The 23,016-nt window shown below is 63.5% G+C and carries 23 protein-coding genes; 2 read left to right on the forward strand and 21 right to left on the reverse strand.

Going from position 1 to position 23,016, the window contains the following annotated elements; genetic code table 11:
- Window positions 1-141 precede the first annotated feature (141 nt).
- The 3 genes from choV to C4J91_RS02080 all read right to left on the reverse strand — a co-directional run bounded on the left by choV (window position 142) and on the right by C4J91_RS02080 (window position 3,179).
- Complete coding sequence (gene choV / locus C4J91_RS02070) at window positions 142-1,320, reverse strand: choline ABC transporter ATP-binding protein (protein WP_124360924.1); 1,179 nt, start codon at window positions 1,318-1,320, stop codon at window positions 142-144.
- Complete coding sequence (gene choW, locus C4J91_RS02075; RefSeq protein WP_010207125.1) at window positions 1,317-2,162, reverse strand: choline ABC transporter permease subunit; 846 nt, start codon at window positions 2,160-2,162, stop codon at window positions 1,317-1,319. The genes choV and choW overlap by 4 nt, the downstream gene beginning before the upstream one ends.
- A gap of 69 nt (window positions 2,163-2,231) precedes the next feature.
- Window positions 2,232-3,179, reverse strand: a complete 948-nt coding sequence (locus tag C4J91_RS02080; protein ID WP_124360925.1) for a choline ABC transporter substrate-binding protein — start codon at window positions 3,177-3,179, stop codon at window positions 2,232-2,234.
- Between the two features lie 416 nt (window positions 3,180-3,595).
- Here C4J91_RS02080 and C4J91_RS02085 point away from each other — a divergent pair, with 416 nt between their 5' ends.
- Window positions 3,596-4,972 carry an L-serine ammonia-lyase gene (locus C4J91_RS02085; protein WP_124360926.1) on the forward strand — a complete coding sequence of 459 codons (1,377 nt, stop codon included), beginning with the start codon at window positions 3,596-3,598 and terminating at the stop codon, window positions 4,970-4,972.
- Between the two features lie 35 nt (window positions 4,973-5,007).
- Here C4J91_RS02085 and C4J91_RS02090 read toward each other — a convergent pair whose 3' ends face one another.
- Complete coding sequence (locus tag C4J91_RS02090) at window positions 5,008-6,282, reverse strand: MFS transporter (RefSeq protein WP_124360927.1); 1,275 nt, start codon at window positions 6,280-6,282, stop codon at window positions 5,008-5,010.
- A gap of 123 nt (window positions 6,283-6,405) precedes the next feature.
- Here C4J91_RS02090 and C4J91_RS02095 point away from each other — a divergent pair, with 123 nt between their 5' ends.
- Window positions 6,406-7,299 (forward strand): LysR family transcriptional regulator, encoded by an 894-nt coding sequence (locus C4J91_RS02095; RefSeq protein ID WP_124360928.1) that lies wholly within the window; start codon window positions 6,406-6,408, stop codon window positions 7,297-7,299.
- A 164-nt stretch (window positions 7,300-7,463) separates the two neighbouring features.
- Here the strand turns inward: C4J91_RS02095 and C4J91_RS02105 are convergent, their stop codons facing one another.
- The 17 genes from C4J91_RS02105 to C4J91_RS02185 are packed head-to-tail and all read right to left on the reverse strand — an operon-like array spanning window position 7,464 to window position 23,011.
- The gene (locus C4J91_RS02105) at window positions 7,464-7,859 is read right to left on the reverse strand and encodes a hypothetical protein (protein WP_124360929.1); all 396 of its coding nucleotides are present in this window, start codon (window positions 7,857-7,859) and stop codon (window positions 7,464-7,466) included.
- A gap of 26 nt (window positions 7,860-7,885) precedes the next feature.
- Complete coding sequence (locus C4J91_RS02110) at window positions 7,886-9,112, reverse strand: beta-ketoacyl-ACP synthase (protein WP_124360930.1); 1,227 nt, start codon at window positions 9,110-9,112, stop codon at window positions 7,886-7,888.
- Window positions 9,112-9,840 (reverse strand): 3-oxoacyl-ACP reductase FabG, encoded by a 729-nt coding sequence (fabG, locus tag C4J91_RS02115; RefSeq protein WP_124360931.1) that lies wholly within the window; start codon window positions 9,838-9,840, stop codon window positions 9,112-9,114. Before fabG ends, C4J91_RS02110 begins: the two co-directional genes overlap by 1 nt.
- Window positions 9,837-10,298 carry a hotdog family protein gene (locus C4J91_RS02120; protein WP_124360932.1) on the reverse strand — a complete coding sequence of 154 codons (462 nt, stop codon included), beginning with the start codon at window positions 10,296-10,298 and terminating at the stop codon, window positions 9,837-9,839. The genes fabG and C4J91_RS02120 overlap by 4 nt, the downstream gene beginning before the upstream one ends.
- Window positions 10,295-11,461: a beta-ketoacyl-[acyl-carrier-protein] synthase family protein gene (locus C4J91_RS02125; RefSeq protein ID WP_124360933.1), complete on the reverse strand. Its 1,167-nt coding sequence runs from the start codon at window positions 11,459-11,461 to the stop codon at window positions 10,295-10,297. The genes C4J91_RS02120 and C4J91_RS02125 overlap by 4 nt, the downstream gene beginning before the upstream one ends.
- On the reverse strand, window positions 11,458-11,940 hold the full coding sequence (locus C4J91_RS02130; RefSeq protein WP_124360934.1) for a hypothetical protein: 483 nt from the start codon (window positions 11,938-11,940) through the stop codon (window positions 11,458-11,460). The genes C4J91_RS02125 and C4J91_RS02130 overlap by 4 nt, the downstream gene beginning before the upstream one ends.
- Window positions 11,937-12,686, reverse strand: coding sequence for a class I SAM-dependent methyltransferase (locus C4J91_RS02135; protein WP_124360935.1), 750 nt, complete (start codon window positions 12,684-12,686; stop codon window positions 11,937-11,939). Before C4J91_RS02135 ends, C4J91_RS02130 begins: the two co-directional genes overlap by 4 nt.
- A complete protein-coding gene (locus C4J91_RS02140; RefSeq protein ID WP_124360936.1) occupies window positions 12,683-13,930 on the reverse strand; it encodes an NAD(P)/FAD-dependent oxidoreductase in 1,248 nt (415 codons plus the stop codon). The genes C4J91_RS02135 and C4J91_RS02140 overlap by 4 nt, the downstream gene beginning before the upstream one ends.
- Window positions 13,931-13,963: 33 nt before the next feature.
- Window positions 13,964-16,282, reverse strand: a complete 2,319-nt coding sequence (locus tag C4J91_RS02145) for an MMPL family transporter (protein ID WP_124360937.1) — start codon at window positions 16,280-16,282, stop codon at window positions 13,964-13,966.
- Window positions 16,266-16,949 (reverse strand): outer membrane lipoprotein carrier protein LolA, encoded by a 684-nt coding sequence (locus C4J91_RS02150; RefSeq protein ID WP_124360938.1) that lies wholly within the window; start codon window positions 16,947-16,949, stop codon window positions 16,266-16,268. The genes C4J91_RS02145 and C4J91_RS02150 overlap by 17 nt, the downstream gene beginning before the upstream one ends.
- Window positions 16,946-17,371: a thioesterase family protein gene (locus tag C4J91_RS02155; RefSeq protein WP_124360939.1), complete on the reverse strand. Its 426-nt coding sequence runs from the start codon at window positions 17,369-17,371 to the stop codon at window positions 16,946-16,948. Before C4J91_RS02155 ends, C4J91_RS02150 begins: the two co-directional genes overlap by 4 nt.
- Window positions 17,364-18,905, reverse strand: a complete 1,542-nt coding sequence (hutH, locus tag C4J91_RS02160) for a histidine ammonia-lyase (RefSeq protein WP_124360940.1) — start codon at window positions 18,903-18,905, stop codon at window positions 17,364-17,366. Before hutH ends, C4J91_RS02155 begins: the two co-directional genes overlap by 8 nt.
- Window positions 18,889-19,824, reverse strand: coding sequence for a glycosyl transferase (locus tag C4J91_RS02165; protein ID WP_124360941.1), 936 nt, complete (start codon window positions 19,822-19,824; stop codon window positions 18,889-18,891). Before C4J91_RS02165 ends, hutH begins: the two co-directional genes overlap by 17 nt.
- Window positions 19,821-20,555, reverse strand: a complete 735-nt coding sequence (locus C4J91_RS02170) for a glycosyltransferase family 2 protein (protein WP_124360942.1) — start codon at window positions 20,553-20,555, stop codon at window positions 19,821-19,823. The genes C4J91_RS02165 and C4J91_RS02170 overlap by 4 nt, the downstream gene beginning before the upstream one ends.
- Window positions 20,548-22,218, reverse strand: a complete 1,671-nt coding sequence (locus tag C4J91_RS02175) for an acyl-CoA synthetase family protein (RefSeq protein WP_124360943.1) — start codon at window positions 22,216-22,218, stop codon at window positions 20,548-20,550. Before C4J91_RS02175 ends, C4J91_RS02170 begins: the two co-directional genes overlap by 8 nt.
- Entirely contained in the window at window positions 22,215-22,760 is a 546-nt protein-coding gene (locus C4J91_RS02180) for a hypothetical protein (RefSeq protein WP_124360944.1), read from the reverse strand. Before C4J91_RS02180 ends, C4J91_RS02175 begins: the two co-directional genes overlap by 4 nt.
- Window positions 22,757-23,011: an acyl carrier protein gene (locus tag C4J91_RS02185; RefSeq protein ID WP_003209389.1), complete on the reverse strand. Its 255-nt coding sequence runs from the start codon at window positions 23,009-23,011 to the stop codon at window positions 22,757-22,759. Before C4J91_RS02185 ends, C4J91_RS02180 begins: the two co-directional genes overlap by 4 nt.
- Window positions 23,012-23,016: the final 5 nt, after the last annotated feature.

Genomic DNA, 23,016 nt, shown 5'->3' on the forward strand with positions numbered 1-23,016 from the left:
CACTACTGGGTCAAAAATGTGGGAGGGGGCTTGCCCCCGATTGCGGTGTGTCAGTCAGCACATTTGATGCTGATACACCGCTATCGGGAGCAAGCCCCCTCCCACATTGGCCCGGTTCCTTCAGTTGTTTTGCGGTGTTGGTTATCCCAGGTTTTTGCCGAGCAGGGCGTGATACAGCTCGCTGTCGCCCAGGATCCCCACCACCTTGTTGTTGTCATGCAGCACCAGCTTGTTCCCCGTCTGATAGCGAATCTGCAGCGCATCACGCATGCCGATATTGGAATCCACCAACGTCGGCACCCGGCCCAGGCCTTCTACCGCTTGCCCCGGCGCCCAGTTCTGCAGGTTCATCACCACGCCATTCTGGCGTGCGCCCTGGATGGTGTTGCCTTCGGCCAGGTCCAGCCAGGAGTCGCCGCCTGGGTCCAGGCATACCGAACCGTTCACCCGCGTGCAGTTATCCAGCGTGCGCATCAGGCTGCGGCCGCACAGTACGTTCAGTGGGTTAGTGTGGGCGACGAAGGTGCGCACATAGTCGTCCGCCGGGTTCAGCACGATTTCTTCCGGCACGCTGTACTGGATGATCTTGCCGTCTTTCATGATTGCGATGCGGCTGCCCAGCTTGAGGGCTTCGTCGAGGTCGTGGCTGACGAACACGATGGTCTTGCTCAGCTTGCGTTGCAGCTCCAGCAGCTCATCCTGCAGGCCCTGGCGGATCAGCGGGTCGAGGGCGGAGAAGGGTTCGTCCATCAGCAGGATATCGGCGTCCATCGCCAACGCACGGGCCAGGCCCACGCGCTGTTGCATGCCGCCGGACAGCTCGTCGGGCTTCTTGTTGCGCCATTGGCTCAGGCCCACCAGCTCGAGTTTTTCATCGACCAGCGTGCGCCGTTCCTTCTCCGGACGGCCCTGCATTTCCAGGCCGAAGCTGATGTTCTCGCGCACCGTCAGCCAGGGCATCAGGGCGAACTTCTGGAATACCATGGCGATGCGTTTGGTGCGCATCATTTTCAGCTCGGCGGGAGTGCAGGACGCGATGTCGATCTGGCGACCTTCATGCTCCACGAACAGCTGGCCACGGCTGACCGTGTTGAGGCCGTTGATGCAGCGCAGCAAGCTGGATTTGCCGGAGCCCGACAGGCCCATCAGCACGCAGATCTCGCCTTTTTCCACATCCAGGCTGGCCTTTTCAACGCCGACAATCTGCCCGGTTTTCTTCAGGATTTCGTTACGGCTCATGCCCTGGTCCAGCAGCTTGAGCGCTTCGCGTGGGTCTTTGGAAAAGATCACGTCGACATTGTCGAATCGGATAATGCTCATGCATCACCCCCTACTTTGGCATCGGGTTGTTTACAGATACGGTCGAGCATGATGGCCAGCAACACAATGGCCAGCCCGGCTTCGAAGCCCAGGGCGATGTCAGCGGTGTTGAGTGCGTTGACAACCGGCTTGCCGAGGCCATCGGCGCCGACCAGCGCCGCGATCACCACCATCGACAACGACAGCATGATGCATTGGGTAATACCGGCGGCAATGCTCGGCATCGCGTGGGGCAGTTCAATGCGTGAGAGCAACTGACGGCGTGAGCAGCCGAACGCCTTGCCGGCGTCCATCAGCTCTTGCGGTACATCGCGAATGCCCAGGTAGGTCAGGCGGATCGGCGCGGCAATCGCGAACACCACGGTGGAAATCAAGCCGGGCACCACACCCAGCCCGAAGAGGGTCAGGGTAGGGATGAGGTAGACGAAGGTCGGTACGGTCTGCATCAGATCGAGTACCGGCCGCATCATGGTGTAGAACATCGGCTTGTGCGCGGCAACAATGCCCAGCGGCACGCCGATGACCACGCAGACCAGAGTGGCGAACAGCACCTGCGCGAGGGTTTCCATGGTTTCCTGCCAGTACCCCAGGTTGAGGATCAGCAGGAAGGAGGCGATGACAAAGACGGTCAGGCCCCATTTACGTTGGATAAAGTGAGCCAGCAGCGCAATCAGACCGATCAATGCCAGCGGATTGAACCAGGTCAGCGCAAACGTCACGCCGTGGATCATCGTTTCCAGTGTCGATGCGATCGCGTCGAAGTAGTTGGCGCCGTGTTGGGTCAACCATTCGACGAAGGCAGCGATGTACTGGCCTAGTGGGATTTTCTGTTCAGTCAGCATGGTAGTGAATGTCCACATGCGAAGAGGGAAACATCCCGGGGCAGCGCACCGCCCCGGGGTCAGCGGGTGCTATTTGGCGAGGTAAGCTTTAACGGCATCGAGACCCGGTTGGCCATCAACGGTGGTGACACCGGCCAGCCAGGTGTCGAGGATTTGCGGGTTCTTCTGCAGCCAGGCCTTGGCGGCAGCATCGGGCTTCATTTTGTCGTCCAGGACGTTGCCCATCAGGGTGCTTTCCATGTTCAGCGTGAACTGCAGGTTTTTCAGCAACTGGCCCACGTTGCTGCATTCCTGGGTGTAGCCCTTGCGGGTGTTGGTGTAGATGGTGGCCTGGCCGTAGTTGGGGCCGAACGAATCGTCACCCCCGGTCAGGTACTTCATCTTGAAACGCGTGTTCATCGGGTGCGGTTCCCAGCCGAGGAACACGATGGCCTGGCCGCGCTTGGTGGCGCGTTCAACCTGGGAGAGCATCCCCGCTTCGCTGGACTCGACCACTTTGAAACCGGCTTTCTTGAGGCCGAAGGCATCCTTGTCGATCAGCGTCTGGATGGTGCGGTTGCCGTCGTTACCCGGCTCGATGCCGTAGATCTTGCCACCCAGCTCATCCTTGAATTTGGCGATATCGGCGAAGTCTTTCAGGCCCTTGTCATACAGCGCTTCGGGCACCGCCAGGGTGTACTTGGCGTTTTCCAGGTTGGCGCGTACGGTTTCCACGGTGCCGGCATCGCGGTACTGCTTGATGTCGTTTTCCATGGTCGGCATCCAGTTGCCGAGGAAGATGTCCATGTTCTTGCCGTCAGCCAGGGACTTGTAGGTCACGGGTACCGAAATCATCGTGGTGCGCGGCTTGTAGCCCAGGCCCTTGAGGATTTCGCTGGTGGTCGCGGTGGTGACGGTGATGTCGGTCCAGCCGACATCGGAGAAGTTGACGGTCTTGCATTGTTCCGGTTCTGCGGCGTGCACCATGACCGGCAGACTCAGCATGGCGGCCAACAACAACGAGGGTGAACCTTTCATCGGGGTAGACTCCTGTGTTTTTTCTGGCGGCATTCGCCGCGCTTTATAGGTGCTGCTATTGGAGTATGCGTCGGACAGCTCTGGCACGGTGCCTTGCAAACGAGTCGAGACTGATCATGTACCAGTGAAAATCTGACGCCTACAGGGGGCGTCGTATCCAGTACAGGGAGGGTCGCATCCAGTGTCGGTGACGTCGCTTACAGATTTTTACCACAGTGAAACTGCAGTTTTTACTCATCTGCACCGCTAAAAACGGCCAAAACAGGCGATCGCACATTAGCGACGCTAGTGAGCATGGGTGCGTCGGTGTGAGACGCCGTGACGGCGGATAAAAGCTGGATGATGCCGCCATCTGGGCGATCTGAGCGTAGCACCTCGTTCAAGCCTGGCCGCGCTTATCGAGGAGTTTCAGGTTAATGGCTATCAGCGTTTTCGACTTGTTCAAGATCGGCATCGGGCCCTCCAGCTCTCACACCGTCGGCCCCATGCGCGCTGCGGCGTTGTTCGTTCAAACGTTACGCGAACGTGGCCTGTTGGAACAGGTTCGGCGTGTCGAAGTGCAACTCTACGGTTCCTTGTCGGCCACCGGCATCGGCCATGGCAGCGACACCGCCACCATTATGGGGCTGATGGGCGAGTGGCCGGACGCAATCGACCCGTCCCAGATTGGCGTGCGCATTCACACGCTGCGCGAAACCGACACCCTGCTGCTCGACGGTCGCTTGCCGGTGCCATTCGTATGGTCACGGGACATGCGTCTGCTCGACGAAAACCTGCCGTTCCATCCCAACGCCATGACCCTGGTGGTGTTCGATGCTGACGGCGAGTTGCACCGTGACACCTACTACTCGGTGGGCGGCGGCTTTGTGGTGGATGAAGCCCAGGCCCAGAGCGGCGTGGCGGACATGGACCGCACCGAGCTGCCGTATGACTTTTCCAGCGCCGCAGAGCTGTTGCAGCTGTGCAAGACCCACAACCTGCGCGTCGCCGAACTGATGCTGGCCAATGAGAAGGTCTGGCGCTCCGAAGAAGAAATTCGCAGTGGCCTGATGACCCTGTGGCGTGCCATGCAAGCGTGCGTGGAGGAAGGCCTCAAGCATGAAGGCATCCTGCCTGGCGGCTTGAACGTGCGCCGTCGCGCCGCCAAGTTGCACCGCAGTCTGCAGGAGTTGAACAAGCCCAATGTGATCGGCTCAACCTTGAGTGCCATGGAGTGGGTGAACCTGTTCGCCCTGGCGGTCAATGAAGAAAACGCCGCCGGTGGGCGCATGGTGACGGCGCCCACCAATGGCGCAGCGGGGATCATTCCGGCAGTGCTGCATTACTTCATGAAGTTCAGTGAAGAGGTGACCGAGGCCAACGTGGTCGACTACCTGCTCGGCGCGGCGGCGGTGGGCATTCTGTGCAAAAAGAACGCCTCGATCTCCGGCGCCGAAGTCGGTTGCCAGGGCGAAGTCGGTTCCGCCTGCGCCATGGCCGCAGCGGGCCTGGCGGAAATTCTCGGCGCCACCCCCGAGCAACTGTGCAACGCCGCAGAAATCGGCCTGGAACATAACCTGGGCCTGACCTGCGACCCGGTGGGCGGCTTGGTGCAAGTGCCGTGTATCGAGCGCAATGCGATTGCGGCGGTCAAGGCGATCAACGCTGCGCAAATGGCCTTGCGTGGCGATGGGCAGCATTTTATCTCCCTGGACCGGGTGATCCGCACCATGCGCGATACCGGTGCGGATATGCATGACAAGTACAAAGAGACCTCGCGGGGCGGGTTGGCGGTGAGTGCGGTTGAGTGCTGAGACCGGGTCACCTGCATCGGCAGACGCAGGTGATCTCAGGTCTTCACATGGCCCAGCGGCGCCAACTTCGCCAACCTCAACGCCACCAGCAACGCGCCGATCAGCAACGCCAGGATAAATGCGCCTATCCCATTCCATCCGGCAAAGTGCCAGAAGAACCCGCCCGCCGTCCCGGCAATGCTTGAACCTGCGTAATAGCAGAACAGATACAGCGACGACGCCTGTCCCTTCGCCTTTACCGCACGACGGCCGATCCAGCTGCTGGCCACCGAGTGGGCGCCGAAGAAGCCGAAGGTAAAGATCAACATGCCTGGCACCACCAGCCATAGCGGGGTGAAGAGTGTCAGGGCCATGCCGGCGAGCATCAGCACAATGGTGCCCCACAGCACGCGGCGGCGGCCCAGGCGGTCGGCGAGCGAGCCGATCTTTGCCGAGCTGTAGATGCCCGACAGATACACCAGCGACAGCAGGCCGACCACGGCTTGGCTCAGGTCATACGGATCGGCCAGCAGACGATAGCCGATGTAGTTGAACAGCGTGACAAACGCGCCCATCAGCAGGAAAGCTTCAAGGAATAACCACGGCAGGCCCGCGTCCTTGAAGTGCATGACAAAACCGTCCAGCAGGTTGCGCGGCTTGAGGCTGCTGGCGCGGAAGTTGCGCGATTCGGGGAGGATTTTCCAGAACACCGTCGCGGCGATCAGCGCCAGGGCGCCGATGATCAGCATTGCGGAGTGCCAACTGACGAAGTCGATCAGCACGCCGATGATCAAGCGCCCGCTCATGCCGCCAATCGCATTGCCGCCGATGTACAGGCCCATGGCCAGGCCGATGTGCTGCGGGTGGATCTCTTCGCTCAGGTAGGTCATGGCCACGGCGGCTAGGCCGCTCAGGGACAAGCCCACCAGCGCCCGCATCAGCAGGATGCCTTCCCAGCTCGGCATCAAGCCGCTGGCAATGGTGGCCAGCGCTGCGCAGAACAGCGCGGCGACCATCACCGGCTTGCGCCCCAGCCTGTCGGAAACCGGCCCGGTAATCAGCAGGCCGAAAGCTAGCATCGCGGTGGCGACCGACAGGATCAGGCTGCTTTGTGCGGCATTGATGGAAAACTCGTGGGACAGCGCCGGCATCATCGGCTGCACGCAGTACAACAGGGCAAACGTGGCAAAGCCGCCGGAGAACAGCGCCAACACCGTGCGCATGAACATCGGCGTGCCTTTTTCGATGTACTCGTCGTTGAGCTGCGCGACGACCTCATCCAGGGCGGTGGGCGGGGCTTCTTGAGCGTGTGCAGCAACAGCAGATTTCACGGTGACCTCGGGGAGGAAAGACTGCCACGGCCGGCAATACGAAAAAGAATATAGCTGGCTAATGATTCTTTCCAATATATTGTTCGACCCGTTTGATAGCTTTAGCGACCTAATGAGGTTTGCATGGAATTACGTCACCTGCGGTACTTCATCGCCGTCGCCGAGGAGCTGCATTTTGGCCGCGCCGCGCAAGTGCTGGGCATCTCGCAACCGCCGTTGAGCCAACAAATTCAGGCGTTGGAGCAAAACGTGGGCGCGCGCTTATTTGAGCGCACCAATCGTCGGGTCGAGCTGAGCGAAGCAGGGCGACTGTTTCTGCACGAGGCGCGCCTGGTGCTGGCGCAGGTCGATAAAGCGGCAGACGTCGCGCGACGTGCGCAGCTGGGAGAGCTTGGAGAGCTGAAAATCGGCTTCACGTCGTCGGCGCCGTTCAACGCCAGCATCCCGCAGGCGATCTTTGCGTTTCGCCAGGCGTTTGCGGCAGTGCATTTGAGCCTGCAAGAAATGAGCAGCACCCAGGTGGCCGAATCGTTGCTGGATGAGTCGATCCAGGTCGGGCTCATGCGACCGTTGCCGTTGCCGGACTCGCTCAGTGTGATCGAACTGATGCGCGAGCCGTTGGTGGCGGTATTGAGCGCCGGGCACCCGTTGGCCCAGGGCAGCGCGGGCGGTTTGCACCTGGCGCAATTGGCTGACGAACCCTTTGTATTTTTCCCGCGCAGTTATGGCAGCGGCCTCTACGCACAATTACTCAATCTGGCCCGCGACGCCGGGTTCAGCCCGCACTTTGCCCAGGAAGCAGGCGAGGCGATGACCATCATTGGCCTGGTGGCGGCAGGGTTGGGCGTGTCGGTGCTGCCCGCGTCTTACCAGCGTATCCGCATTGACGGCGTGGTGTACCGCACCTTGCTGGACCCGGAAGCGGTAACAGCGGTGTGGCTGGTGCAGCGCAAGGGCGCGCAGACGCCGATGGCGCAGGCGTTTGTGGAGTTGTTGACGCGTAAGGCGCTGGTGTAGGCCGGGTCACATCCGATCGTTCCCACGCTCCGCGTGGTAATGCATCCCGTGACGCTCCGCGTCACCCAGGTGACGGGGACTGCAACCGTGCACTCGCGGCGGGACGCAGAGCGTCCGAGGCAGCGTTCCCACGCGGAGCGTGGGAACGATCCAAACAATCGGCGTTACTGCATTCCCGCCGAGCGCAACCCGGCCATGATGTCGCGGTCCAGCATGCTGATCCAACGGTTGTAGTTGCGATGGATCTTGCCGTCCTTGTAGCCCAGGTCGCGGCTGTCGCGATAGGTAATGGCGTAGCTGTTGCGGGTGTAGCGAATATCGATGGCTGCATAAAACTGGTTGCGCACGGTGATCTCGGCCTGCACCAGTTGCGGGCTCAGGCGTTGTACCGTCCACTCGCGTTTTTGCAGGGCGGCGACGATCACCTGTTTCATTTTTTCTTCGCTGACCTGGGTGGTGGCCGGCAGCTCGTGCTGGGTGTTGAGCACCGGTTTGTTGGTGCAGCCGGCGGTGGTCAGCAGGGCCAGGGTGATCAGGGTCGCGCGTAGCAGGGAAGACATTCCGTTTTCTCCAATTGATTTAAAAGTCAGGACCAGCGGCGGAAGATCAACGAGGTGTTGACGCCGCCGAAGGCAAAATTGTTGTTCATCACGTAGTCGTGATGCATCTCGCGAAAACCACCCTGCAGGTAATCCAGCGCGCCGCATTGCGGGTCGACGGCATCCAGGTTGAAGGTGTGCACGTATTGGTCGCGGTTCATCATCTCGATGCTGAACCATGACTCCAGCGCCCCACACGCGCCCAAGGTGTGGCCAAGGAAACTCTTCTGCGAACTGATGGGCATGCGAGGGCCGAACAGGCTGCTGGTGGCCAGGGTTTCGGCGATGTCGCCCTGGTCGGTGGCGGTGCCGTGGCCGTTCACGTAGCCGATGGCGGACGGCTCAAGCCCGGCATCTTCCAGCGCCAGTTCCATGGCGCGGCGCATGGTTTTCTGTTCCGGGCGGGTGGTGTGCTGGCCGTCGGCATTACTGCCAAAGCCGACCAGTTCCGCATGGATATGCGCACCCCGCGCCAAGGCATGTTCCAACTCTTCCAGCACCAGCATGCCGCCGCCTTCACCGATCACCAGCCCATCGCGGCCGCTGTCGTAGGGGCGCGGGCTGGTTTGGGGCGCGTCGTTTTTCAGGCTGGTGGCGTAGAGCGCATCGAACACCATTGCCTCGGTGGGGCACAGCTCTTCGGCGCCTCCGGCCAGCATCAAGGGCAGGCGGCCGAACTTGATCGCCTCGTAGGCATAACCGATGCCCTGGCTGCCGCTGGTGCAAGCGCTGGACGTGGGGATCAAGCGGCCGGTCAGGCCAAAGAAGATGCTGATATTTGCTGCCGTGGTGTGCGGCATCATGCGCACATAGGAGTTGGCATTCAGCCCCTCGGCCACCGAGTTCAGCAGCATGTTGCCGAACGCCTTGATCTCATCGGTGCTGCCGGTGGACGAACCACACGCCACGCCCATGCGCCCGTCCTTGATCGACGCGTCGCCGAGCAGGCCGGCATCCTGCAACGCCTGCTCCGCCGCCCACACCGCCAGTCGCGAGACACGGCCCATGCTGCGCAGCTGTTTGCGCGTCCAGTGGGCGGGCACGACGAAATCGTCGATCGGCCCGGCCAGGCGCGTGTTCAATTCGGTAAAACGGTCCCACTCATCCATGCGCCGGATGCCGCTGCGGTTGGCGCGAAAGTTGGCCGCGATGGTGTCCCAATCGCTGCCCAGGGAGGTCATGCCGGCCATGCCGGTGACGACGACGCGCTTCATCAGCACAAGCCCCCGTTCACGGCCAACACCTGGCGCGTGATATAGCCGGCTTCGGCCGACATCAGGAAGTTCACCGCCCCGGCCACTTCTTCCGGGGTGCCCATGCGCTGCGCCGGGATCATCTTCATCAGCTCTTGCACCGGGACGTTTTCATCCAGCATGGCGGTGTCGATCAAGCCCGGTGCGACACAGTTGACGGTGATCTTGCGCTTGCCCAGCTCGATGGCCAGCGCCTTGGCTGCGCCGATCAGGCCCGCTTTGGAAGCGCTGTAGTTGACCTGGCCACGGTTACCGATCAGCCCGGAAACCGAGGTGATGCACACGATGCGCCCGGCGGCACGGCGACGAATCATCGGCATCATCACCGGGTGCAGCACGTTGTAGAAACCGTCGAGGTTGGTGCGCAGCACCACGTCCCAGTCCTCTTCCGACAGGGCCGGGAAGGCGCCGTCGCGGGTCAGGCCAGCGTTGAGCACCACGCCGTAATAAGCGCCGTGCTGCTCCACATCGGCTTCAAGGATTGCCTTGCACGCGGCGCGGTCTGCCACATCGAACTGCAGCACCCGCGCCTGGCGGCCCAGGGCCTGGATCTCGACCTGTACCGCGCAGGCTTCGGCACGCCCGCTGCGACAATGCAGCACGATGTCATGCCCGGCCTGGGCCAGGCGCAGGGCAATGGCGCGGCCGATGCCACGGCTGGAGCCGGTGACCAGTACGGATTCAGTCATGGCGTTTCGTCCTTCGTTTCAGCTAAATAGTTGGCCGCCTGGGGCGGTCGAAATACGTTCAAGCGTGCGCTGGCCTGGATTCCATCGCCAGTGAGGTGGCATTCGAACACCCCCATGCCATTGTCGTCTTCCAGGGAGCGCAGGCCGTGGATGTTCAGCTCGGCGCCGGCGGGGAAGTGCGCCACGTTGCACTCGAATTTACGCGTGCCCAACAGGAAACCCAGTTCTACCGCCAGGCCCTGCTGGCGCGCGCGACAACCGGCATAGGCGGCGACGCTTTGCGCCATCAACTCGATACCGACCCAGGCCGGCAGGCTGCCGTCTGCACGGTTGAACAGGCCACCGGGCTTGACGGTGAGGCGGGTATGCACCTGCTCTTCATCGAACGACAGCACCTGGTCGATCAGGATCATGTCGCCCGCGTGGGGCAGCAGTTCGGCGAGTGGCCAATCGATCATGGGGCCTCTCCAATAATCAGGCTGACGTTGTTGCCGCCGAAGGCAAACGAGTTGCTCATCAGGTAGGGTTTTTCCAGGGTGTCGCCCTTGTGCGCCCACTGCAACGCGGGCAGCGCCGGGTCAAGGTGGCCGTCCCACACATGGGGCGGAACAAGGCCGTGAGTCAGGCTCAGCCAGCAGAACGCCGCTTCCAATGCGCCCGCCGCGCCGAGGGTGTGGCCGCTCATGGGTTTGGTCGACGAACAGGCCACGCCGCCCGGAAACAGGTTGGCGACCGCCTGGCTTTCCATGGCGTCGTTGTGTTGGGTGGCGGTGCCGTGCAGGTTCAGGTAACCGATCTGCGCGGGCGTAAGTTTCGCGCCGGCCAAGGCCTTGCGCATCGCCTGCAACGCACCCTTGCCGCTGGGCTCGGGCGCGGAGATATGGTGCGCGTCGCAACTGGCGCCGCTGCCCAGCAGGGCGACCGGCGCCGCCTCGCGACTCATCACGAACAACACCGCCGCTTCGCCGATATTGATGCCGTCGCGGTTCACCGAGAACGGATTGCAGCGCTCGGCAGACACCGCTTCCAGCGCGGTAAACCCGTTCAGCGTCAGCCTGCACAGGCTGTCGACGCCGCCGCAGAGCACCGCATCGCACACGCCCAGGTCGAGCAGGCGCTGGGCGCTCATCAACGCGCGGGCGCTGGATGTGCAGGCGGTGGAAATCACATAGGCCGGGCCACTCAACTGCAGCCAGTCAGCGAGGAAATTCGCCGGAGCGCTGAGTTCCTGCTGCTGGTAGTCGTAGTCGCCAGGGAACGCATGATCGCGCAGGTAGTGGGCAATGCCGCGACTGGCTTCGTCGATGCCCGAAGTGCTGGTACCCAGCACAACGCCCACCCGTGAGGCGCCGTAGGTGTCGATCACCTGGCGAATCTGCGCCTCAATCTGCAACGCCGCTTCCAGCAGCAACTGGTTATTGCGGCTGCTCTGCTGGCCCAATTGCGCCGGAATGGTTGCCAGCTCGCCGCGCACCGCCGCGACCGGCACCACGCGCTCCGGCACCCAGCCGCTCTCGGCGCGCATGCCGCAACAGTCACCGGCAAACAGGCTGCGGCTGACCTCGGCCTGGCCGCGCCCGAGGGCACAGATCACGCCGAGGGCATTGAGGTAAGCGGTCATTGGCCGACTCCCAGCGGAGTAATGCGATAGCTCAACGGTTGGCCCGCCATGTTCACGCTGAACACCTCCGAGGACTGATAGACGATTTGCCAATGGCCCGGCAGCGTTCGCGTGAGGTCCCTGGCCTGGGCCGAAGGATACAGCGCACGCACGTCATCTGCCGAGGCCAGGGCAAACAGCAGCGCGGCGAACAGCGCTCGCGCCTGGGGATTGGGCGGCAGCAAGCCATCGGCCTGCCATTGCCCGTCGATCAGCTTCTGCCGGGCCTGGGGAATGCCCAGCGGATCCATCAACGACCAACGAATCGCCGCGCCTTCACGCTGGATCACCAACAGCCAGTCCTGGCTGCGCTCGCCCTCCAAGCGTTGCACATGCAATTGCATCGGCAAGGCCAGCGCCGGGATTTTCTCGGGTAACGGCGCCTGGCTGGCGCACGCGCTGAGCAGCAACAGGCAGCCCATCAACAGCCAGCGCATCATGAGCTCGCGGCCTCTGACGGTTTGCGCGCCACACAGTTGACCAGGGTTTCCTCACGCTGGCCCACCGGCGGCGCCTTGCGCAGGCCCCAGCGTTCCAGCAGGCCGAAATCGCTGGAACGGCTCCACCACAAATAGGGATACGAGACGTTCCGCGTGCCGAATTCAAAGCCTTGCTCGCGCAGCATCTGCAGATACTCCTCGGCGCTTTTCTGCACGTGCATTGGGTGGCGGAACAGCCAGCGAATTACCCAGGTGTCGATATAGGCTTCGGTGGACTCGGCAAACAGCAAATAGCCGCCCGGCTTGAGTACCCGATAAAACTCCTTGAGTGCGCGATGTTGCTCGACCAGGTGGTGGAAGGTCTGGTGGCAGAACACGATATCGACGCTGGCGTCGGGGACGTCGAGGGTGGCGCAGTCGCTGGCGATCAGCTCCACGGCCAGGCCCTGGCGAACGGCTTCTTCGCGGCTCAGGGCCAGGCTGTGAGGGTCGGCATCCAGGCCGATCAAGCGCGAGGGCGCGAAGACCTGCTGCAGCAAGTTGAAGGATTTGCCCTGGCCGCAGCCGGCGTCGAGCAACACCGGCGCCACCGGCAGCGGTTCGCTGAACAGGCTGCGCAGGTCGTTGATCGCTACGCGCAACACATGGTGCTGCCAGGTGTGGCTACGCAGGAACCAGAAGCCGAACCGGGTTTCTTCGACGTAGTTCTTACTCAGGTAGTTTTTTTCAACGGCAGGGCTGGTCATACCGTCTCACTCGCGCAGATTTGCGACAACATGCGCAGGCGCCGCTTGGGCTCGCTGACAAACGGGTTGCGTTCATCCCAGGCGTAACCGGCGAGGATCGAACTGATCATGCGGCGAATCTCCGGCGAACTGCCGGCGTGGAAAATCACATCCTGGAACGTCCCGGCGTACCAGCCCTCGACGTAGCAGCGGAAGGTGTCGACGCCGCGCTTCAACGGCTCGGCAAACTCGGTTTGCCAGTCCACCGTTTCGCCTTGCAGTTGGCGATGCAGCAAGCCGGCGGCCATGCTCGCCGAGCGCATGGCGATGGTCACGCCGGAAGAGAACACCGGGTCGAGAAATTCCGCCGCGTTGCCCAGCAGCGCAAAGCCCGGACCGTGCAGGGTTTTGACGTTGGCCGAATAGCCGCCGATGCTGCGCGCCGGGGTGTCCCACACGGCGTTTTGCAGCACGCCGGACAGGCTCGGGGTTTGCTCTATAAACCCGCGCAGGCAGGCGTCGAGGTCGCCGTCGTGGCCGTCGAAGTGCTCCTTGGCCGCGACCACGCCCACCGAGCAACGGCCGTCGCTGAACGGGATGGTCCAGAACCAGATATCGCGCTTCTCGGGATGGGTGGTCACCAGAATCTTGGTGCGGTCGAAGCCTGGGTGTTCGATGCGGTCTTCGACGTGGGTGAACACGGCCTGGCGCAGCGGGAAATTCGATGGGGCTTCAAGGTCCAGCAGGCGCGGCAGCACGCGGCCATAGCCGCTGGCATCCAGCACGAATTTGGCCTTGAGGTGGTACTCGCTGCCGTTCTCGCGGCGTACGTGCAGGTAACGACACTCGCCGGAAAAGTCCACGCCGACGATGCTTTCGCCGTAGCGGATTTCCACACCCTGCAGTGCCGCCTGATCGGCCAGCAGCTTGTCGAACTCGGCGCGCTGCACCTGGAAGGTCGTCGGCTTGCCGTTGCTGAAGGTGTCACCGAAATCGAACGCGCTGTAGCGCTCGCCCCAGGCGAATGCGGCACCGGTTTTCAGTTGAAAGCCGGCCGTCTGCACGGCGTCGAGCATGCCGGCTTCTTCGATAAAGTCGATGCAGTGCGACAGCAGGCTTTCGCCAATCGAGAAGCGCGGAAAATGCTGGCGCTCGATAATCAATACATCATGCCCTTTGCGCTTGAGCAGCGCGGCCGCGATGGCCCCGGACGGCCCGGCACCGATCACCACCACTTGGCGACGTTCCATTTCAACTGTGGGCACGAAGGCTCCTTGCCGCTTTGGCGATAATCACATTCATAAGGCGTGTTTCTGTTGCCCGGCCCAGGGCGCCAGCATAAAGCTGAATGCCAGGCCGAGGCTGACCGACAGGCCGAAATTGCTCACTGCCGGGGTACTGGAGACGGCCAGCAGGCCGAACGATAACCAAGTGGTCAGCGCGGCCAGTAAGGTTCCCAGCAGGCTCACGGCCGCACCGCCGATCTGCTCGCGCATCAGGATCGCATAATCGACGCTGATGGCCGTGACCAGCAGCAGGCCGAACAGGCTGAACAAGGTCAGCGGCTGGCCCAGCCAACCGAGGCTGGCCAGGCTGCACAGCGCCGCCAGCAGCGGCAGCGCGACGATGCGCAACGCGCCGATGAGGCCGAAGGGCAGCATCAACAGCACCACGATCAGTACACAGGACAGCAACTTCAACTCGGCGGCGCTGATTTGGGTATCGGCAAACACGCGGTTCAAGTCACCCAGGCGATCCACCAGTTGCACGCCGGGCAAGTCCACGGCCTGCACCCGCAGCAAGGCCGGGTTGTTCAGGCCTTGCAGGCTGACCATCGCCGCCACGCCGCCGTCTACCGGGCCCAGCCACAGCGTACGCCATGGCTCGGCCAGCGGGCCTTTGAGCGCGGCGTCGATGTCTTCGGTGGGCAGCGCCTGCAACTGCGCGACCTCGGCCTGCAGCGCGGCGGCGGGCACGCCGAGGTCCAGCAGCGGCTGCCAATGCTGCGCGAGTGTATCCAGCGCCGCGCGCAGTTGCTGTTGTTCGGCGGGCAGGTTGACCAGCTGATTCAGCGCCAGGTAACCCTGGAGCTTGTCCATGTTCACCAGTTGATCCAGGCGCTGGCCCAGCGCCGCTTGGCGTTCGAGTAACTGCTGCTGAGTCTCGGCGCGCACCAGGAAGAACTGGCTGGTGGGCTGGAACCCGGTGATGCGCGCCACGGCCTGGGCCTCCTGCAGCAATTGCGGCGGTGCGCCGATCCACTGGCGGATATCGTTTTTAGTGTTCAACTGCCACAGGCCACCGGCGCAGAACAACAGCACCCACACCAGCAGCACCGAGCCTGGTACGCGCTTGATCAATGCCGCCCGCCATTGCCACAAGCGTTCGGCGATGCGCAGCGGCCATTGTGCCGGGCGCAGTTCCACACCGCTGAGCAGCGCGGGCAGCAGGCACACGGCCGAGAGATAAGCACCGACCAAGCCGGCTGCGGAGAACACCGCGATTTGTGTCAGCGCCGGGAACGGCGTCCAGGCCAGCGCCAGGTAGCCGATGCAACTGGTGGCCAGGCTCAGGCTCAGCCCTGGCAGGGTCAGGCGTAATGCCGGCCAACTGCGCCAGGGTTGCAGGCTCCAGCTTTTGGACAGGTAGTGCAGCGGGTAATCCACCGCCACGCCGATCAGGCTCGAGCCCAGCACCAGGGTCATCACATGCATATGGCCGAACAGCGCCACACAGGCCACGGCGCCAAACAGCATGCCGACCACGACCGGCACGAACGCCAGCAGCACCCGCCAGCGCCGGAACGCCAGCAGCAGCAACAGCAGGATGCCCACGGTTGCGCCGCCGCCGACCCAGGTGATTTCCCGCGTGGCTTGCTGTTGCCCATTGGCCGCATAGAGCAAGCCGCTGGCGGCGAGCAGTTGCACACCTTGCTCGCCTGCCTGGGCGCGGCTGGCCTGGAGCAGATCGGCCACTTGCAGCGGCAGTTTCATATCGAACGCATTGCCGGTGGTGCGCGCCCGCAACAGCACCCAACTTTTGCCGTCGGCATCGGCGATCAGCGCGCCGCTGCCGATATCCAGCTGTACCGCCCCGTGTTGTGGCTGGCTGTTCTGGATGCGCCCGGTCAGGCCCAGCCAGTCGTCCTGGCTCGGCACCAGGCTGAAGCCGGTGAAGGGGTCGAACAGCGACTGCACACGCTGCTGGATGAAGGCCTCAGGCTGTTCGATCAGTTGCTCGCGGTCCTTGGCCGCCAGCATCGCCAGGCGGCCGCGCAGCAGCTGTTCGCGCAGCGCCGGCAAGTCGGCTTGCAGGTTCCATTGCACCTTTTCAAACAGGCCGCTGGCTTGCCAGCGCTCGGCCAGTTGCTGCGCCACGGCCAGCGCTCGTTGGCGGTCGGCGTGCCCCACCAGCACCAGCATCTCGCGGTTCAGCGGCTCCTGCATGCGCTGCTCGGCTTTGAGTTCCAGGGCGTCCGGCGTACTGCCGGGCACCAGCTCCATCAAGTTGGCCGACAGCGGCGCACCCGCGCGCCACTGCCAGCCGGCCAGGGCCAATACGGCCACCAGCAGGATCAGGAACAGGCGCGGCAGCAGGCGCTCACTGGGCAAAGTCATGTTGCTCGGCAATGCTCAAAGGTTGGTCGGCGCTGCTGTCCTGCATGCGCAGCAGGGTGCTGTCGCCCTGGGTTTCCAGCAGCTCAATGGTATTGACTAGCTCGCCGCCGTCGATATTGATCTGGGTGAACACCTGCTTGAGCAGCAGCGAACGCGGGATCAGCGTCAGCTTCCATTGCTGGGCTTGCCCTTGCAGTTGCAGTTCGAAGTCACGCTGCAAGCCGCTGCTGTCGCCCTGCAGCACCGCGAGGAACAGGCGATTCTGCTCGGCGCCGGCGCTCTTGTTGGGCAGCAATTGCCAGCCGTTGGCGTCACGCCGGGCGATGCCCTGGGCGCTGATGCGGTAGTCCTGTTGCAGCGGGGTCTTCAACAGCCACAGCAAGCCGTAGTCCTTGGCGAGCACGAAGGTGCCTTTGCTGACCAGCGGCTGGGGCAGGGCGCGCAGGTGTTTTTCCTGGATGAAGTTGCCGTGGATCACGCGGGGTTTGGCCAGTTGATCGCTGAGCTGTTGCAGGTCGAAGGCGTGGGCGCTGAAACTCAGCAACGCGGCGGCCACTGTAGGAGCGAGCTTGCTCGCGAAAAACCTGAGGGCCCTGCGGGGGGTCAAGTGCTGCGCGTTATCGTTGGCGATCTTCGCGAGCAAGCTCGCTCCTACAGGGGATCTCATTTCAAGGCCCTTTCGACAGCGTCGGTGAATACTTTGGGGGAAGCGAGTTGCATCTCGCGGCTGGCGATCTCTACCGCCACTTGCACGGTGCTGGCGCGGGTCAGGCGTTCGCCGCTGGCGAGGTCGGTGATCAGGTAATTCACCTTCAAGCGATTCTCCCACTCCACCAGGCTGGCGCGCACGTTGAGGGTTTGGCCGAAGGTCGCGCCGCGTACATAGCGCAGCTGCATGTCGATGATCGGCCAGGCGTAGCCGGCTTCGAGCATCGCGGTGTAGTTGTGGCCGATCTTGTCCAGCAGCGCGCAGCGCGCCACTTCCAGGTATTTCACGTAATGCCCGTGCCACACCACGTTCATCGAGTCGATATCGAAAAACGGCACGAGGATTTCAGTGTCGCTGTGCAATACGCCGGGACTACGCATGCAGCCTCCAGTGTTGCGCGGCAATACGTTGCAGGCACAGGCGCAGTTCGCCTTCCAGGGCGCGATCTTCAATGACCGGCGGGAAATCCTTGGCCAGTGCTTCATGCATCGCCGCCAGCGCCGGCGGCAACGGCCGGGCATCGTCGGCCTGGGCGCGCAGCCATACCCCTTGGTTGGCGGCGAGCAAGGTGGCGGCGGCAACCTGCTCGGTCAACTCCAGTACGCGGATCGCATCGCGGGCGGCGATGGTGCCCATGCTCACTTTGTCCTGGTTATGGCACTCGGTAGAGCGCGAAAACACGCTGGCCGGCATGGTGTTTTTCAGCGCTTCGGCGGTCCAGGCGCTGGTGCCGATCTGCACGGCCTTGAAGCCATGGTTGATCATCGCGCGGTCGGCCGGCGCGCCCGACAGGTTGCTCGGCAGGCCGTGGTTGTAACGCACGTCCACCAGCAGCGCCAGTTGGCGGTCGAGCAGGTCGGCGACGTTAGCCACCAGGGTTTTGAGGCTGTCCATGGCAAAGGCGATGTGCCCGCCGTAGAAGTGCCCGCCGTGCAGCACGCGTTCGGCTTCGGCATCGATGATCGGGTTGTCATTGGCGCTGTTCAGCTCGATTTCGATAAACGAGCGCAACCAATTCAGGCTGTCGGCCAGCACGCCGAGCACATGGGGCGCGCAGCGCAGCGAATAGCGATCCTGCAGGCGATGCAGCGGTGCGGTCGGTGCATCGATAGCCAGGTCCTGGCGCAGCCAGGCGGCGACTTGCATCTGCCCGGGGTGGGGCTTGGCGGCGAACAGGCGTTCGTCGAAGTGTTCCGGGTTGCCTTGCAGCGCCACCACATTGAGCGCGGTGATGCGCGTGGCCAGGTGCAGCAGGTAGTCGGCGCGGGCGAAGGCCAGGCAGGCAATACCCGTCATCACCGCAGTGCCGTTCATCAATGCCAGGGCTTCCTTGGGCCGCAGTACCAGCGGCGCCCAGCCCAGTTCGCGGTGCACGTCGGCGGCTTGGCGACGTTCGCCACGAAACAGCACTTCACGCTCGCCGGACAAGGTCGCCGCCACATACGACAGCGGCGTCAAGTCGCCGCTGGCGCCCACCGAGCCTTCTTCTGGAATCAGCGGCAGCACATCGTGTTCGAGGAAACCCTGCAGGCGCTCCAGCAGTTCCACGCGCACGCCCGACACGCCATGGCACAGCGACTGCAAGCGCGCCGCCAGCACGGCGCGGGTGGCTTGGGCGTCGAGCAATTTGCCCAGGCCGCAACCGTGGAAGGTGTAGAGATGACGCGGCAGCGCTTCGACATGGTGCAACGGCACCGCGACCACGCACGAGTCGCCGTAACCGGTGGTCACGCCGTAGATCACGCCTTCCTTGTCCAGCAGCGAGTCAAGAAACTGCGCGCCCTTGGCGATGCGCTGGCGATACGCGGCATCGTTCTGCAAGCGGGTAGGCACCTGACGGTTGGCCAGGGCCAGTACGTCTTCGATGCGCAAGGGGCGTTCGCCAAAGGTGATCGGCTCAGGAGGCGTCGTCATCGGTCTTCCAGAAAGGGTAAAAGTTGAACCACTGTTGAGGCGCCTGCAGGCAGAACTCACCCAGGCGTGCGGCGTAGCGGGCGGTCCACAGGGCGATGACCTGCTCGCGGGTGCTGCGCTTCCATTCGATCGATTGCGCGAAGGGCTCGATGGTCAGGCGATAGCGGCCCTGGTGCTTGAGGCACATCAGCAGGTTGACCGGGCATTTGAGCAGACCGGCCAGCAGCCACGGACCTTGGGGGAACGCGGCTGCATGCCCGAGGAAATCCACGCACACCGTGCGCCCGCCGTGCAGCGGGATGCGGTCGCCGGCAATCGCCAGCCATTCGCCGTCGTCCAGGCGCTGGCTGAGCAGCAGCATGGTGGCCGGGTCCAGCTCGCTGACCTGGATCAGGCGCAAGTGGGTCGCGCCCGCTTCGCCCAGCAGGCGATTGAAACGCTCGGCATGCTTGGTGTGCACCAGCACATTCATGGTGACGCGTTCGCCGATTTCCGCCAGGGCGCGGCACACTTCCAGGTTGCCCAGGTGCGCGCCCACCAGCATCTGCCCGCGCTCGCCGCGCAATTGGCCGCGCAATTGCGCCGGGTCGTTGATGTCGATCTGTTCCAGGCGCAGCTTGCCGTTCCACACGTCCAGCTTGTCGAGCAGTGAGTCGGCGAAGGCCATGAACTGGGCAAAGACCGTCCTGTGGCTCGGCAGCAGGTCATCACGCCCGCTCCACTGCGCCAGGCGCTGCTGGTAGTGCCAGGCGCTCTGGCGCGCGGTGCGGCCGAACAGGAAAAAGTACAACACAATGCTGTAGAGCAACGGGCTCAACAGGCGGCGGCCGAGGACTTTTGCCGCGACCGCCGTGAGTTTCATCAACCAGAAGCTGCCGCGCTCCTCGCGATCGGCCCAGTGTTTGCCGCTGTCGCTCATGCCTGCCACCGGCGCCACAAAATGGCCGGCGCGCGCACCAGCATGCCGAAGAACAGCCGCGTGTGCATGGCGCTGATGCGCAGGTTGTCGCGGAACAGGCGGAAGTGCGACAGGCCGTCGGCGGGGTAATGCACCTGGGTCGGCAGCCAGCGCATGGGCTGGTTGCGCCAGGCCAGGCGCACGAGGATGTCCGAGTCGAAATCCATGTGTGTGCCAATGTAGGCCGAGTCCATCAGCGCCAGCGTGGGGGCCAGCGGGTACACGCGAAAGCCGCACATTGAGTCGCGAATCTGCAGCGACAGGGTGTTGATCCACACCCACACGTGGGTCAGGTAGCGTGCGTAGAGGCGGCCTTTGGGCACGCTGTCGTCGTATTCGGGGTAGCCGCAGATGACGGCGTCGGGGTGCCGGCGCGACGTGTCGATAAAGGTCTCGACTTCGCGCAGGTCATGCTGGCCGTCGGCATCCACCTGCAGGGCATGGGTGTACCCCAGTCGCGCGGCTTCGCGAAAGCCCGCCATGACCGCGCCGCCCTTGCCCTGGTTGCGGGGCAGCGTCAGCAGGGTGACATGTTCCAGCGTCGCCAACTGGGCCAGCACCGCCGCGCAGGCCGCGCTGCTGCCGTCGTCCACCAGCAGGCAGGGCAGGCCGCTGTCCAGCAGGCTCCGGACCACGGCGGGCACGGCGGCTTCGTGGTTGTAGACCGGGATCAGGGCGCAGGGGTTATGCATGTGCGGCCTCCAGCACTATCCGGCCACTGGAGCAGGCGGCGACGCCATTGCGGTAAGCGAAGTACAACTTGCTGCGTTCGCGGTCAAAGCGCAGGTGCAATTCGATGTGATCGCCGGGGCGCACCAGTTGCTGGAACTTGAGCACTTCCATACCGGCGAACGTCGCCGGCAGGTCGAGCAATTGCTGGCCCAGGTTGAAGGCCCATTCCACCTGCACCACCCCCGGCAGCACCGGCGTCACCGGGAAATGCCCGCTGAAATAGGCCAGGTCCGGCGGAATGCTCAGTTGCAACGTCCATTCGCCGTCGGTTTCCACCTGCGCCAGCACCTCCGGCGCCTTGGGGCGCGGCGCCAGCAACAGCGCCTCGGTATCGGCCTGGGGCAGCTTGCCCTGGCTGTTGAGCGGCAATTGGCGCAGCAAACGCCAGCGGCGCGGCAAGGCCAGGGCTTCGCAATGCTGGCTCAGGTGCTGGCGCAGGGTTTGGGTCACCGTGCGCCGGCCCTGGTTGCGCAGGGCATGCAGGCCCTCGGCACTCAGCACCACCAGGGCGCCGAGTGAGGCGCGGTTTTCCTGCACCACGCCCAGGCGGGTGTCGGCAACCCATGGATGGTGCATCAAGGCCTGTTCGAGCATCGGCAAGGCGATGCGTTTTTCTTCCAGCTTGACGATGCGGTCAAGGCGCCCGAGCAGCTCGAAACGGCCATCGGCATGGATGCGCGCGGCGTCGGCGGTCTGTTCGATATGCCCCTCGGGCAAGTAAGGCGAGGCAATGCGCAGGGCACCGTCGGCATCCTGGCTCAGCTGTACATCGGTAAACGGCTGCCAGGGCTGGGCACCCTGGCGCCAGGCGATACCGCCGGTTTCCGAGCTGCCGAGGATTTCCGTGGGCCATTGCTGCAAGCGGTCGTAGAGGCTGGCGGCGGCCTCGACAGGCAAGGCACCGCCGGAGGAAAACACCCGTGAAACCTGGCTCAGCGCCGGCCAGTCGAGGTTATCGCCCATGCGCTTGAGCAGCGCCGGGCTGGCCACCCAGGCGAAGTGCGGATGCTCGCGACTGGCACGCTGCATGTCTTCCGGGAATGCCAGCTGCCTGCGCCCAAAGGGGCGCCCGGCGCACAGCGGCCACAGCACGCGAAACAGCAAGCCGTAGATATGTTGGGTGGCGACGCTGCCGATGATGCAGGCGTCTTTCAGGTCGGCGCCCCACAGCGCTTCCAGCGCCTGGACCTCATTGGCCAGCTGGCGCAGGGACTTGTCGATGCGTTTGGGTTCACCGCTGGAGCCGGAGGTGCACAGGCTCAGTTGGCAGCTATCCAGGTCGAGTGCGGCTGGGCTCAGTGGCGTGTGATACAGCGCTTGCAGGTCCGACGCCTGCGTCAGCCAGGCATCCACGGCGGCGTCCCAGCGTTGACGGGTCTGGGGTTGCAGGTCGGCCGGCAGCAGCACGCTGACCCCGGCACGCCAGGCGCCGAGCAAGGCAATCGCCAGCACGCCCGCGTCTTCCAGGTGCACCGCCAGGCGCTGTATGCCACGCGCTTGCAGACCTGCCGCCAGGCGCAGGGATTGTTCCACCAGTTGTGCATGATTCAGCGCAGGCTCAATAGCGACCTGGCGGTGTTCCTGCGGCTCGAGCAGCAGATGCTCAAGTTTCAAACCTTTCATACGCGGCCTCGAACCCTTTGTCGTACCAGCCATTCCACGGCAAACAACAGCCCCATCAGCCCGTAGGCGATCAAGCCGTTGTACAACGTCCACCAGCTCAGCGGCGCCCACAGGGTGAGGGCGGCGGCGAGCAGGCCATTACCCAGGAAAAACAAACTCCACACAACGGTGACCCGGCGCGTATACACAATTGCATGCGGCGGCAACTGCGGGTCGCTCATGCGCGCCAGGCGCTCGACCATCGGCGGCCCGTATTTAAGGCTCAGGCCGAACAGTGCCAGCATGAACGCGCTGACCAGGCTGGGGTACCAGCGCAGCCACTGCGGGTTATCGAACCAGGCCAGCGCCAGGCAAAACACAATCACCACCACCGCCATCCAGCGACTGCCGGGGCGTCGTGCAGCGGTGAGCGCGCGCAGCAGCCACAGGCTGCCCAGCAGCAGGCCGAATTGCCAGGGCGCAAAATGTTCGGTGCCGTAATACACCGCAAAGGGGTACAGCAGCCCCGCCAGCAACAGGCCAAGGCCGATCAGCCGGCTCATGCGGCGGGCTGGACCAGACGGTACACCGCCTCAACCACGTCATTCACAGTGCGCACCGCCTTGAACTCTTCGGCGGCGATCTTCTTGCCGGTCTGGCGCTTGATATGGTCGATCAGGTCCACCGCATCGATGCTGTCGATTTCCAGGTCCTGGTACAGGTTGGCATCGAGGGTGACGCGTTCAGGTTCCAGTTCAAACAGTTCCACCAAGGCGTCGCGCAGGGTGTTGAAAATATCGTCACGAGTTTGCATGGTCC

The sequence above is a fragment of the Pseudomonas sp. R3-52-08 genome (genome assembly GCF_003851745.1).
Classification (GTDB): Bacteria; Pseudomonadota; Gammaproteobacteria; order Pseudomonadales; family Pseudomonadaceae; genus Aquipseudomonas.